The organism is Morganella morganii (assembly GCF_041099235.1).
Lineage (GTDB): Bacteria > Pseudomonadota > Gammaproteobacteria > Enterobacterales > Enterobacteriaceae > Morganella > Morganella morganii_E.
In genome coordinates this window covers 177,603-189,645 of record NZ_JBFZSO010000003.1, presented here as the reverse complement: position 1 = coordinate 189,645, position 12,043 = coordinate 177,603, and the positions used below count along the sequence as shown (strand labels likewise).

Sequence of the window (12,043 nt, the reverse complement as noted above, 5' to 3'; positions counted from 1 at the left end):
CGCCTTTTTGTTTCGTTTTTCCCCCCTTTAGTCCTTCAGAACCACGCCATAATGGATGGGCTTACAGAGTATGAAACCCCTGCCGGGTTTTGCTATCAAGAAATAGGAATTCAGTTAACATGTCGTCTTCACGCAATGCCTCAAAAGGTTCCAATACCGGGTTACTGGTTATTTTCGCCCTGATTGCCCTCGCAGGAGCAGGTTTCGGGGGTTACAGCTGGTGGTCTTCTCACCAGGAGAGTACCACCGCCGGTACCGCAGACGAGAAACGGGCCAATATGCCTGAGCCTATCTTTATGGGCATTGAACCGTTTACCGTGAATCTTCCCGGTATGAATAACGGCCGTGATCGTGTGCTGTATATTGATATGACACTGCGTCTGGCCAACGAGCGTTCCCGCAAACAGCTCCATGAGTATCTGCCGGAAGTCCGCAGCCGCCTGTTACTGCTGCTCTCACAGCAGTCCCCGCAGACACTCGGAACCCATGACGGCAAACTTCAGCTGATGAAGGCAGTTAAAACCACCTTAGCCCCGACCGTGGTACAGGGACAGCCGGATCAGGAAATTTCGGATGTGTTATTCACCACCTTTATTCTCCGGTAAAACTGATGAGCGATAATATTTTATCTCAGGCAGAGATAGACGCGCTGCTCAATGGTGACTCGCCGTCAGAGCCGCAGCCTGCCGACACAGCACTCAATAAAAGTAAGGACAAAGTCCGTCCTTATGATCCGAATACCCAGCGCCGCGTTATCCGCGAGCGTATGCAGTCCCTGGAAATTATTAACGAGCGTTTTGCCCGTCAGTTCCGGATGGGATTGTTCAATATGCTGCGCCGCAGCCCGGATATCACTGTCGGTGGTATCAAAATTGAACCTTATCATGAATTTGCCCGTAACCTGCCGGTGCCGACCAACCTGAACCTTGTGCATATGCCGCCGCTGCGCGGAACCGCACTGTTCACCTTTGAACCGGCACTGGTCTATATCGCTGTCGATAACCTGTTCGGCGGTGACGGCCGTTTTCCGGTCCGTTCCGAAGGCCGGGAATTCACCAACACCGAGCAGCGCATTATCCACCGCATGCTGAAACTGGCACTGAACGCCTACCGCGATGCCTGGAAGCCGATTGCCGAAGTGGATGTGGAATATGTGCGTTCTGAAATGCAGGTGAAATTCACCAATATCACCACCTCCCCCAACGATATCGTGGTCACCACCTCCTTCCTGGTGGAAATCGGCAATACCGTGGGTGAGCTGAGCATCTGTATTCCGATTGCCATGATTGAACCTATCCGCGAGCGGCTGATTAACCCGCCGATGGAGCACGGTCACCAGGAAAATGAAGCCTGGGTATCCAGCCTGGTGACACAGGTGAAGCATTCCGAGCTGGAACTGGTCGCAAATTTTGCTGAAATCCCGCTGCGGATTTCAAAATTACTGCAACTGCAGAAAGGGGATGTGATCCCGGTGGAGAAACCGGATCGCCTGATAGTCAGTGTGGACGGCGTACCGGTACTGACCAGTCAGTACGGCACACGGGACGGCCAGTATGCATTGCGTGTGGAACATTTGATTAATCCTGTATTAAACACTCTGGACGAGGAAAAAACCAATGAGTGAGGCGAACAACACTCCTGATATGAACCCGGAACACGATGGCGAGTCTCTGTGGGCAGAGGCAATGGAACAACAAAAAAAAGCAGAAACCGGGACCAGTCAGGCGTTTGATAATCTCGACAGCCAGAATCCGCTGAATCAGCTGTCTGATATCAATCTGATTATGGATATCCCTGTCCGTCTCTCTGTGGAACTGGGCCGGACAAAAATGACCATCAAGAAGCTGCTGAGTTTATCCCAGGGCTCTGTGGTGGCACTGGACGGGCTGGCCGGTGAGCCGCTGGATATCCTGATCAACGGCTATCTGATTGCCCAGGGTGAAGTAGTGGTGGTCTCCGACAATTACGGTATCCGCATCACGGATATTATCACCCCGTCTGAACGTATGCGCCGCCTGAGCCGCTGATATGACACCGACCGCTTCCGGAAAACCCGTTTTACCGGCCGCAGAGAAAACGGCAGACAGTGCCGTTTTTTCTTCCGTCGCCCTGCCGCCGCCCACCGCCGGTTCTCAGGCGATTAACAGCACGGACAGCCTGCTTCAGGTATCCGGTGCCCTCAGCGGCATTATTCTGCTGATCCTGGGACTGACCTGGTTTGTCCGCAAATTCGGCTTTACCGCAAAACTGGCCGGCAAAAATCCGCTGCTGAGTATCAGAAGCACCTGTTCTCTGGGAAACAAAGAACGGCTGGTGGTGGCGGAGATTCAGGGAGAATGGCTGATTCTGGGTGTGACCGCGCAGTCGGTTAATCTGCTGCACCGCTGCCCGGCTGACCCGGCGGCGGTAACTGATGCTCCTTCCGCCTTTCAGGCGCTGCTGAAAACCAAACGTGCCGCAAATAAAGATGCGGTACCGGCTGATGAACCACGCTGAGATTTTTCATGATGTCATTGCTCAAACGCGCCCTTCCCGCACTCGCTCTGTTTCTGCTGGTTCCGCAGGCACAAGCTTCACTGCCGGGGGTCGTCAGCCATGTGCTGCCGGACGGCGGCCAGAGCTGGTCTCTGCCGGTTCAGACCCTGCTGTTCCTGACACTGCTGGGCTTTATTCCTGCCCTGCTGCTGATGACCACCAGTTTTACCCGCATCATTATTGTGCTGGGCTTATTGCGAAATGCTCTCGGCACACCGTCCGCACCGCCGAACCAGGTTCTGCTGGGACTGGCCCTGTTTCTGACATTTTTCGTGATGTCACCGGTGTTCGATAAAGTCTATGACGAAGCTTACCGTCCGTTCAGTGAAGACAAAATCAGTCTGGAAACAGCACTGGATCGCGGTACCGCACCGCTGCGCACCTTTATGCTCGGCCAGACACGGGAAAGCGACCTCGCACTGTTTGCCCGTATCGCCAAAACAGGTGAAATTCAGGAAGCCAAAGATGTGCCGATGCGCATTCTGATCCCGGCCTTTATCACCAGTGAGCTGAAAACTGCCTTCCAGATTGGTTTCACGCTGTTTATTCCGTTCCTGATTATTGACCTCGTGGTTGCCAGTGTACTGATGGCACTCGGGATGATGATGGTACCGCCCGCCACAGTTTCCCTGCCCTTTAAGCTGATGCTTTTTGTGCTGGTGGATGGCTGGCAGTTGCTGCTCGGTTCGTTATCACAAAGCTTTTTTTAGCCGGGAAATAATATGAGTCAGGAGAGAGTATGACACCGGAATCCGTAATGGCGATGGGCACCGAAGCCATGAAAATCGCCCTGATGCTGGCCGCCCCGCTGCTGCTGGCCGCCCTGGCAGCCGGTCTGCTGATAAGTCTGTTACAGGCCGCAACCCAGGTGAATGAGATGACCCTGTCATTCATTCCGAAAATTCTGTCTGTTATCAGTGTGATTGTGATTGCCGGTCCGTGGATGCTCAATCTGCTTACTGACTATATGCGCGCACTGTTAACCAATCTGCCGTTTATCATCGGCTGACCTATGTTAAGTATTACCAGTGAAACACTGACGCTGTGGCTGAGCCAGGGATTTTACCCGTTTATCCGGGTGCTGGCTTTGCTGGGTACCGCGCCGTTTTTCAATGAAAAACAATCAATCAGTAAGGTGCGGGTGATGCTGGCCTTTTTCACGGTTCTGATTGTGTCCCCGCAGTTGCCGGTGGTGAATATCCCGCTGTTTTCCGCTCCCGGTCTGTGGGTGATTTTACAGCAGGTGGTGATTGGTGTGGCGATGGGGCTGACCATGCAGATGGCGTTTGCTGCCGTCCGTCATGCGGGGGAAGTGATCGGTCTTCAGATGGGCTTATCCTTCGCCACCTTTTTTGACCCGAGCGGCGGGCCGAACATGCCGATTCTGGCACGTATTCTGAACCTTATCACCCTGCTGCTGTTTCTCGCATTTGACGGGCACCTGTGGCTTATCCATATTGTGATAAGCTCATTTGATCTCATTCCGGTACAGGTCACCCCGCTTAACCGTGAAGGGTTCCGCATGCTGGTGCAGTCTGCTAACCATATCTTTCTCAACGGATTAATGCTGGCGCTGCCGTTTATCACCCTGTTCCTGATTCTTAACCTTGCATTGGGGATTCTGAACCGGATGACACCGCAGCTTTCTGTTTTTGTGGTGGGTTTTCCGCTGACGCTGACCGTCGGCATCAGCATGCTGGGTCTGATCATTTCTGTCCTGCCGGGCTTTACCGAGCGCGTGATCCATCAGGCATTTGAGCAGCTCTCACTGATTTTCAATCTGTTTGCCTCTCCGTAACCGGATCCAACTCATATCCGGTGTCAAAACAGTATAAATATCCGGTTTTCTCCCTTAAATAAAAAACCGGTAATCACCGAGAAAGTGATTACCGGATCCGGTAATGGCGTACAAATGAATATTGCTGTGTATAATCCGGAAAACGACTTGAGAAATAACACGGTTACCAGTTTCCTGCTGAATAGCCTCCGTCAACCGGCATAACAGTGCCGTTAATATAATCAGACTTCAGCAGAAAACGAATACTTTCTATAATATCATTAATGGTTCCGACTTTATCCGCCGGTGAAACTAAATTAATAAAATCCTGATTGAGTTCTGTATTCAGCGGGGATTCAATATACCCCGGTGCCACAGCATTAACACAGATGTTTTTCTTCGCGTACTCCAGCGCCAGCGCTCTGACCAGTCCGTGCACACCTTCCTTTGCCAGGACACTCAGTGCAGCCGGTATTTTCTGTGACGGCTGCAGGGCAATACAGGAGGTTACCACGATAATTTTACCACCGTGATTTTTCAACATGTTTTTAATCGCCAATTGACTCAGATTAAATAAACTATAAATATTGCTGTTTATTAAATGCATGAAATCATCCGGCGTCGTTTTTTCATAAGTTTTGCTGAGAAAAGCACCGGAATTATGAATAATAATATCGATATTTCCGAAGTGAATAATCCCCTGTTGTATCAGTTGTCCGGCAAAATCGACACAATGGCTTTCACCGGTCACGGGCAAAAATGCGGTTTTATTATCCAGTTCCTGTAAAAAATGTTGCTTGTTTTCATCACTGCTGAATATACCGATCACGTTATAATCTTCATCAAGCAGTGTTCTGACTAATGCTTTCCCCAGACAACTTTCTGCATCAGTGATGATGGCAGTTCGCTGTTGTGGTTTCATAAATAGCCTGTGATTATGATTTAATACTTGCAATTGATGTAAATTATTATATTTCTTCGCTGCGTGAAATAAACTACTCTGATGTCACTTCATTACCAACCTGAGGTTAATAATGCCGCGCCATTTTGATGACCTGATGCTGGGAACCCTGGAACTGTTCTGTTGTGCCGCTGAACAGAAAAGTTTTACCGGCGCTGCCAAAGCCATGAATATTTCACCGGCGGCGGTCAGTAAAACCATTTTACGGCTGGAGCAAAAACTCGGCAGTACGCTGTTTCTCCGTTCCACACGACATATCCGCCTGACAGAAGCCGGAGAGCAGTATCTCAGTTACTGCAAAACCGCTTTACAGGCCATGTACACGGCTGAAGAAACGTTGCTGGATATGCGCACCATCCCGGCCGGGAAAATCCGCGTCAGCCTGCCGAATGACTATGCTTACCGCAAAGTGTTTCCGCTGATGCCGAAATTCCGCCACCGTTACCCGCAGATTGAGGTCGATTTCCATCTGCGCTTCCGTATTCTGAGCCAGGAAACCACCGAGTGTGATGTGGTGGTCACCAGCTGGATTGACCGGCTGCCGGACTGGGTTGCCACAAAAATAGATTATGCCCGGTTCTGGATCCTGGCCTCACCGGACTATCTGAAACATGCGCCGCCGCTGAACACCCCGGATGATCTGGTGCATCATAATTGTCTCCAGATGCATCTGCCGGAACATACCCGCCCGCTGCCGTGGCCGCTGGTGATCAATGATGAGGTTGTGCATGTTGAAACCACCGGCGATATGGCTTTTTTTGAGGATGTGATGGCGGCCTATTATATGGCGGTTGACGGTAACGGCCCGGCAATGATGCACGATTTTATTGCCCGTAAGGCGGTGGAAAGCGGAAAACTGGTGCGGGTGCTGGAAGATTATGCCAATGTCTCACACATCTATTATCTGGCCTGTCCGGCGGATGCCCGTCATTCACCGCGTATCCGTGCTTTTATGGATTTTCTGACTGAAGAACTGAAACCGGAAGGGGATTTTCCGGATCACTGGGTGATAGCCCCGGTACGCTGACCGGTGTCCGGCATAAAAAAAGGCCGTCGCAATGACGGCCAAAGGAATTCAGTACTGCATCCGGATAGTTTAACGACCGAACAGCGACATGCTGTTGAGATCCTTAAAAATATCCTGTGAGGCCTGAAACAGCGCCATTTCTTTTTGGTAATCCGATACCGTACTGGTCCAGTCGGTGTGGAGCAACTCGCTCAGACGGCCTTCATTCTGGATCTTACGGGTCTGTGACAGGAAATCCAGGCTGTCAATTTCCTGTAATTGTAAGCCCTGTTTCGCTTCAATATTGGAGATTTTTTCCATCCCGGCTTTCACACCGCGGTTTGCTTCCTCCATCCCGGCTTTGGCTCTGTCCAGATCAGCCTGTGAGGCATTCTGCTGAGGAATTTTCAGTGCTTCCAGGCCTTTGTTGATCGCAGTAAACATATCAGCGACTTTTTCACCTCTCGCGTTTGTCGTGGTGGCAAACACCTCCGAACCGGCAAAATAGCTTGTCATTTCACGATCACTGCCCACGTTCTGGGTAATGGATTTATCGCCGCCTTTGTAAAGCACATCACCGGTCGTTGCATCCGCTTCAAACGGTGGCGTGTCTGATTCATAACCACCGAAAATATAACGACCATTACCGTCAGTCGTGTTGCCCAGCGACACCAGTTGATCCTTCAGCCCCTGCAACTGTTCTGCCAGTGAGGCGCGGTCATTGTCACTGAGTGAGCCCTGGTTGGATGCCTGAATAATCGTGGTATCCATCTGCGTGGAAACGCTGTTCATCTGCGTCAGAATACTCATCTGCAGTGTCATCCCGGTTTTGGCATAACCGCGTGTGGAAGCATACTGCTGATTACGGCTCTCAGACTGAGTGACACGCACCGCCTGCGCGGATGCCTGCGGGTCATCAGACGGTTTACTGACACGTTTACCGGAAGCCAGTTTACTGCCCGCTTCCATCCAGCGGGCCGTGGCATTGTTCATATCCGACACACGCTGACTGAACATTAAATTGGTGCTGAAACGCATGATAATTTCCTTCTTAACTCAAAATCAGAATGCACGCATCAGAACGTTGAATAATTCATCAACGGTTGACAGCACTTTGGCGTTGGCATTAAAGAACTGCTGCATTTTCTGCATCTGCACACTTTCTTCGTTGGTGTTAACACCGGAGATGCCCTGCTGCTGCTCATAGAAGCTGACAGTCAGTTTGTTCTGCACTTCAGAATCAATCTGTGCCTGGCTGGCCTTGCTGCCCACCTCATTCACGACTGATGCATAGAAATCAGACAGCGTGGATGTGCCGCCGACCAGTTTCTGATCCTGCAGTTTTACCAGCTCTTTGATGTTTTCATTGTTGCTGGCACCACCGGTGCTGTCTGCCGCCGCAAAATCCGCCGCATTTGTCACCAGCGTGTTCAGGCCGCCGATCACATTATCCACCGGCTTAAGCAGGAATTTGTCACCAGCCTGTGCGGTGTTATTGCTGATTTTGATATCCATGCCATCAAAACTTAATGTTCCGGAGGTGGCATCAAAATTCGCATTCACAACTGTACCTTCCGGTAATTTGGTCACATTCCAGTTGGTGCCGTCATAACTGACATCGTAGTTATTACCTGTGACTTTGGAGACATCGTTGTATTTGATATCAAAATCGGCTTTGCCTTTGTTGTGGGTATTGCTGACCACACTCCCGTTGCCGACCGCAAAGAAATCCTTGCCGGTGTTGCCGTTGGCATCATAACCTTTGCGGTGAACCTCATTGAATTTCTCTGCGAAAACCAGCGCCATCTGGTTCAGTTTTTGTCTTGCCGGGTCGATAACTTCACGGCGTGAGCGCAGAACACCACTCAGTTCACCGCCGCGGATCTGGTCATCTTTGATTTCACGGACATTACCGGCAGAATCAACAAAACCGATGCTCAGACGGCTGTCATCCGCTCCGGAGGCCACTGCTTCCAGGCGGTTAGCGCGTCCGCCGGTCACCAGCGGCAGGCCGTTGGCGAACGAGACGTTGAAATTGCCGTTCTGCTCGATCACTTTGATGCCGATAACAGAATTGAGCTCGTTCACCAGACGATCACGCACATCCAGCAAATCATTCGGCTCTGCACCGTTCACCGCGCGGGAGTTGCTGATCTGCTCATTCAGTTTGGCAATTTTTTCCGCGTAGGTATTGATATCTCTGACTTTATTATCGATCTGATGGTTAACATCATTATCCATCTCACGCAGACGGCGGTCAGCTTCTTTCAGCTGGCTGACCATGGTTTTGGCTTTGCCCAGAAACACGTCCACCAGGGTTTTATCACTGGCGTCGCTGGCAGCTTCGTCCAGTGCAGTGAAGAAACTGCCCAGCATCCCGGCGATATCATCGGTGCTGTTGGATAACAGGTCATCCACCCCGGAGGCATTTTTCATAAACGCTTCGTAGTCGCCGCTGCGGGAACGCGCATTGTTATACTGCATGTTGACGAACTCATCGAACTCACGGCGGACATGGCTGAAATAAGTGCCGTTACCGAAGTAGCCGTTGGTTGTCATGGTACCCGGGTTTTCACCGAATACCGCGCTCTGGCGGTGATAATAACCCACCCCGGCGTTGGCCAGGTTGTTGGAAATAACACTCAGCCCGCCCTGGGCCGCGTTAATTCCGCTTAATGCGTTATTCATTACATTATTCAGCATGTGCTTTTCCTTTCTCTGGCGACTGCTTTCCCGGCGACTTACTGAAAATGCAGCGCAGATAGCATCCGTTTAAAATTATGTCTTACCTTGTTATCGGAAAGACGGCGCAAAAATTTAGTGTTCACTGCATTTTTTTACGCCGGAAATGTTCAGAAAATGTCACTCAAATCGAGGGTGTAAGCCTGTACCGCCCGTGAAGCCACCGGTGCGGCTGCGGGTGTGCCGCGGATTTGATTTATAAGGACAATCAGCTTGTCGGAATATCCCGGGTCGGTGGCATATCCGGCCTTGTGCAGACGCTGTGCCGCCTGTTCCGGGCTGGCCGCCTGTTTCACGCCGTGATAACGCGGGTTTTCGGTCAGCAGGCGGATGTAATCGGCAATCGCCTCTTCATAAGAGCAGTAAACCCGGAAGTTATCGCGCATTTTGATGGTCTTGCCGTTAATAACCTCGGTGGTCATAATATTGGTGACCGGCCCTTCCCAGCCTTTCCCGGCTTTGATACCAAACAGGTTGTGACTGGTTTTGCCGTCTGCAGTCAGAATTTCCCGCTTTCCCCAGCCGCTTTCCAGCGCCGCCTGTGCCAGGATCAGCAGATGATGTACACCACTTTTTTGTGACGCGGCTTTCGCCGGTTCTGTCAGTTTTGCAATGAAATTCTGACTGTTAAGCCCCAGTTCGCGCACTTTTTTCAGCGGTGAACTCAGTGCATCCCCCGCTGAACTGAATTTTCGCATCAGCTGCGCCATTGCCTGTTGCGGCATCGACTGAATCATCGTGGCATCATCCAGCGCCATCATTGACGAACGCAGCGGCAGATCCGGTTCATTATCCGCAGAAAGCTGCTTAAACATCATATCGCCGAAGCCCAGCCCCTTTTCTGACAGGTTCTGGGCTATCTGCTGGTCATACATGCTGGTCATCATCCGGGTCTGATCGCTGGAGAACAATCCGTCCTGCGGCAGTGCCGCGCGCATACTTTTCAGCATCATCTGAACAAAAGTCGCTTCCAGTTGCTGCGTCACCTGACGCAGCCCCTCCTGCGGTTTTTCATTCAGCTGCTGTTTCAGGCTGCCCAGCGACTGCACATCATAGGCTGCACTCTGCATCAACTGTATGTCGCTCATCAGATGATCTCCAGCTTCGCCCGCAGACAACCGGCACTTTCCATCGCCTGTAAAATCGACATCAGGTCAGTCGGTGTGGCTCCTAGTGTATTGAGCGCCTGAATCACCTGGTTAAGATTCGCCCCGGCATTGACTTTTTTCAGGGTGCCGTCCTGCTCGCGGATGCCGACATTGGTATTGCGGGTCACGACAGTCTGACCACCGGCAAACGGCGTGTCCGGCTGGCTGACCTGTGTCTGGCGATCGACCGTCACCGCCAGGCTGCCGTGGGCAACCGCGCAACTGTCGAGCGTCACTGTCCGGTTAATCACAACAGAACCGGTACGGGAATTCAGGATAACTTTGGCTTCATTCTGCGGCGGACGGATATTCAGATCCTGCACCCGCGCCAGGAAACGCACCTGATCACTGCTGCTCTGCGGCACCCGTAACTGCACGGTGCGGGAATCCAGCGGCGTTGCGGTACCAAAACCGTTCATACGGTTCACCGCATCACTGATATCCTGAGCCAGCGCAAAACTGTCTTCATTCAGCTGAAGATTAATCACGCCGCTCTGACCGAATGCGCCCGGCAGTTCACGCTCAATCGTCGCCCCGCCGCTGATCCGGCCACCGGCCAGCTGGTTCACTTTGACACTGCTGCCCCCGGCACTGACACCAGCACCGCCGACCAGGATATTGCCCTGCGCCAGCGCATACACCTGACCATCCACGCCTTTCAGCGGGGTCATCAGCAGTGTGCCGCCACGCAGACTTTTGGCGTTACCCATTGAGGACACCACCACGTCGATTGCCTGGCCGGAGCGGGCAAACGGCGGCATTTTGGCGGTAACCATCACCGCAGCCACGTTTTTAAGCTGCATATTGGTGCCCGGCGGTACGGTGATCCCCATCTGCGACAGCATATTATTCAGACTCTGCGTGGTAAACGGTGTCTGCATGGTCTGGTCACCGGTACCGTCGAGGCCGACTATCAGCCCGTAACCAATCAGCGCATTTTCACGCACGCCCTGTACGGTGGTCAGATCCTTAATCCGCTCACTGTGTGCGGGAAGACTCGCCACACCTAAAACCGCAATCAGCAGGCCGGTCAGTACTTTTTTCATTCTCACTTTACCTCTGCTCAGTACGGTGACACATTCAGGAAGAAACGTTGTAACCAGCCCATATTCTGCGATTCGTTGATGTAGCCGTCGCCGACATACTCAATACGGGCATCCGCCACCTGAGTGGAGCTGACACTGTTATCCGCCCCGATGGTGCGCGGGTTCACCACGCCGGAGAAACGGATGGATTCCGTGCCCTGGTTGATGGCGATCCGTTTTTCACCCACCACGTGCAGGTTACCGTTCGCCAGCAACTGATCGACCGTGACTGTAATCGTGCCTTTAAAGGTGTTCTGGGCGTTAGCGCCGCCTTTGCCGGTAAATTCACTGTTACCTTTTACGTCCAGTTCCGTGTTACCGCCGCCGAGCCAACCCTGCATAAAACCGGGCAGGATTGCCGCGAGAAACCCGGTTTTCCCGGCACGGTTAGCATTAGCGGAGGAGTTTTTGCTGGCGCTGACGTTTTCCTGCAGATTGATGGTGAGGATATCGCCGACGTTACGCGGGCGTCTGTCCTCAAACAGCGGCTGGTAGCCGTAGTAGGCAGGCTGCGCACTCTGAAAAATAGCACCGTTCGCGGCCGGGGCAGTCGGTGCGACCGGCAGCGCGGTGGTATGGGTATCCACCAGCGGTTTGGGTTTGATGTAAGCACAACCGCTGAGTGATACGGCAAGCACTGCCGCTGTCACCAGTCCGCGCCCGCAAACAGAAGTGGCAGGAGAACTTGCGCAATCCTGCTGCCGTGGAACAATGCCGCTTTCAGTCATCTTAATACTCTTGCTGTTCTGTGCGTGTCTCAGTAAAAAGCCCCGGCGGCGATAACCTCAG

Annotated in this window: 14 protein-coding genes; 8 read left to right on the top strand and 6 right to left on the bottom strand. The window is 52.3% G+C overall.

The window, feature by feature from the left end; translation table 11 throughout:
- The first annotated feature begins 119 nt into the window (after window positions 1-119).
- From fliL to fliR, 7 genes are read left to right on the top strand one after another with little or no spacing between them, the layout of a single operon-like run.
- Complete coding sequence (gene fliL / locus AB7038_RS06940; RefSeq protein WP_024473857.1) at window positions 120-605, top strand: flagellar basal body-associated protein FliL; 486 nt, start codon at window positions 120-122, stop codon at window positions 603-605.
- 5 nt (window positions 606-610) lie between these two features.
- Window positions 611-1,624: a flagellar motor switch protein FliM gene (fliM, locus tag AB7038_RS06935; protein ID WP_024473858.1), complete on the top strand. Its 1,014-nt coding sequence runs from the start codon at window positions 611-613 to the stop codon at window positions 1,622-1,624.
- The gene (fliN, locus tag AB7038_RS06930; RefSeq protein WP_025152197.1) at window positions 1,617-2,027 is read left to right on the top strand and encodes a flagellar motor switch protein FliN; all 411 of its coding nucleotides are present in this window, start codon (window positions 1,617-1,619) and stop codon (window positions 2,025-2,027) included. The genes fliM and fliN overlap by 8 nt, the downstream gene beginning before the upstream one ends.
- Before the next feature lies 1 nt (window position 2,028).
- Complete coding sequence (fliO, locus tag AB7038_RS06925; RefSeq protein ID WP_369453000.1) at window positions 2,029-2,496, top strand: flagellar biosynthetic protein FliO; 468 nt, start codon at window positions 2,029-2,031, stop codon at window positions 2,494-2,496.
- A gap of 8 nt (window positions 2,497-2,504) precedes the next feature.
- Window positions 2,505-3,245 (top strand): flagellar type III secretion system pore protein FliP, encoded by a 741-nt coding sequence (gene fliP, locus AB7038_RS06920; RefSeq protein WP_072871791.1) that lies wholly within the window; start codon window positions 2,505-2,507, stop codon window positions 3,243-3,245.
- A gap of 29 nt (window positions 3,246-3,274) precedes the next feature.
- Entirely contained in the window at window positions 3,275-3,544 is a 270-nt protein-coding gene (gene fliQ / locus AB7038_RS06915) for a flagellar biosynthesis protein FliQ (RefSeq protein ID WP_004236823.1), read from the top strand.
- Between the two features lie 3 nt (window positions 3,545-3,547).
- A complete protein-coding gene (gene fliR / locus AB7038_RS06910) occupies window positions 3,548-4,333 on the top strand; it encodes a flagellar biosynthetic protein FliR (protein WP_004236824.1) in 786 nt (261 codons plus the stop codon).
- Between the two features lie 163 nt (window positions 4,334-4,496).
- On the opposite strand, the gene AB7038_RS06905 is transcribed toward fliR, so the two are convergent.
- Entirely contained in the window at window positions 4,497-5,234 is a 738-nt protein-coding gene (locus AB7038_RS06905; protein ID WP_368888551.1) for an SDR family NAD(P)-dependent oxidoreductase, read from the bottom strand.
- A gap of 112 nt (window positions 5,235-5,346) precedes the next feature.
- Here AB7038_RS06905 and AB7038_RS06900 point away from each other — a divergent pair, with 112 nt between their 5' ends.
- A complete protein-coding gene (locus tag AB7038_RS06900; RefSeq protein ID WP_349418503.1) occupies window positions 5,347-6,300 on the top strand; it encodes a LysR family transcriptional regulator in 954 nt (317 codons plus the stop codon).
- A 69-nt stretch (window positions 6,301-6,369) separates the two neighbouring features.
- Here the strand turns inward: AB7038_RS06900 and flgL are convergent, their stop codons facing one another.
- From flgL to AB7038_RS06875, 5 genes are all read right to left on the bottom strand, one after another.
- Entirely contained in the window at window positions 6,370-7,317 is a 948-nt protein-coding gene (gene flgL, locus AB7038_RS06895; protein WP_368888552.1) for a flagellar hook-associated protein FlgL, read from the bottom strand.
- Between the two features lie 24 nt (window positions 7,318-7,341).
- Window positions 7,342-8,982 carry a flagellar hook-associated protein FlgK gene (gene flgK, locus AB7038_RS06890; RefSeq protein WP_368888553.1) on the bottom strand — a complete coding sequence of 547 codons (1,641 nt, stop codon included), beginning with the start codon at window positions 8,980-8,982 and terminating at the stop codon, window positions 7,342-7,344.
- A 149-nt stretch (window positions 8,983-9,131) separates the two neighbouring features.
- Complete coding sequence (gene flgJ, locus AB7038_RS06885; protein WP_369452999.1) at window positions 9,132-10,109, bottom strand: flagellar assembly peptidoglycan hydrolase FlgJ; 978 nt, start codon at window positions 10,107-10,109, stop codon at window positions 9,132-9,134.
- On the bottom strand, window positions 10,109-11,215 hold the full coding sequence (locus AB7038_RS06880; protein ID WP_025152188.1) for a flagellar basal body P-ring protein FlgI: 1,107 nt from the start codon (window positions 11,213-11,215) through the stop codon (window positions 10,109-10,111). The genes flgJ and AB7038_RS06880 overlap by 1 nt, the downstream gene beginning before the upstream one ends.
- 17 nt (window positions 11,216-11,232) lie before the next feature.
- Window positions 11,233-11,982: a flagellar basal body L-ring protein FlgH gene (locus tag AB7038_RS06875; protein WP_072871785.1), complete on the bottom strand. Its 750-nt coding sequence runs from the start codon at window positions 11,980-11,982 to the stop codon at window positions 11,233-11,235.
- Between the last annotated feature and the right edge of the window lie 61 nt (window positions 11,983-12,043).

Bases quoted from the DNA above. Each gene is read 5' to 3' on its own strand.
- fliL (WP_024473857.1), top strand. From the start codon at position 120: ATGTCGTCTTCACGCAATGCCTCAAAAGGTTCCAATACCGGGTTACTG.
- fliM (WP_024473858.1), top strand. From the start codon at position 611: ATGAGCGATAATATTTTATCTCAGGCAGAGATAGACGCGCTGCTCAAT.
- fliN (WP_025152197.1), top strand. From the start codon at position 1,617: ATGAGTGAGGCGAACAACACTCCTGATATGAACCCGGAACACGATGGC.
- fliO (WP_369453000.1), top strand. From the start codon at position 2,029: ATGACACCGACCGCTTCCGGAAAACCCGTTTTACCGGCCGCAGAGAAA.
- fliP (WP_072871791.1), top strand. From the start codon at position 2,505: ATGATGTCATTGCTCAAACGCGCCCTTCCCGCACTCGCTCTGTTTCTG.
- fliQ (WP_004236823.1), top strand. From the start codon at position 3,275: ATGACACCGGAATCCGTAATGGCGATGGGCACCGAAGCCATGAAAATC.
- fliR (WP_004236824.1), top strand. From the start codon at position 3,548: ATGTTAAGTATTACCAGTGAAACACTGACGCTGTGGCTGAGCCAGGGA.
- AB7038_RS06905 (WP_368888551.1), bottom strand. From the start codon at position 5,234: ATGAAACCACAACAGCGAACTGCCATCATCACTGATGCAGAAAGTTGT.
- AB7038_RS06900 (WP_349418503.1), top strand. From the start codon at position 5,347: ATGCCGCGCCATTTTGATGACCTGATGCTGGGAACCCTGGAACTGTTC.
- flgL (WP_368888552.1), bottom strand. From the start codon at position 7,317: ATGCGTTTCAGCACCAATTTAATGTTCAGTCAGCGTGTGTCGGATATG.
- flgK (WP_368888553.1), bottom strand. From the start codon at position 8,982: ATGCTGAATAATGTAATGAATAACGCATTAAGCGGAATTAACGCGGCC.
- flgJ (WP_369452999.1), bottom strand. From the start codon at position 10,109: ATGAGCGACATACAGTTGATGCAGAGTGCAGCCTATGATGTGCAGTCG.
- AB7038_RS06880 (WP_025152188.1), bottom strand. From the start codon at position 11,215: ATGAAAAAAGTACTGACCGGCCTGCTGATTGCGGTTTTAGGTGTGGCG.
- AB7038_RS06875 (WP_072871785.1), bottom strand. From the start codon at position 11,982: ATGACTGAAAGCGGCATTGTTCCACGGCAGCAGGATTGCGCAAGTTCT.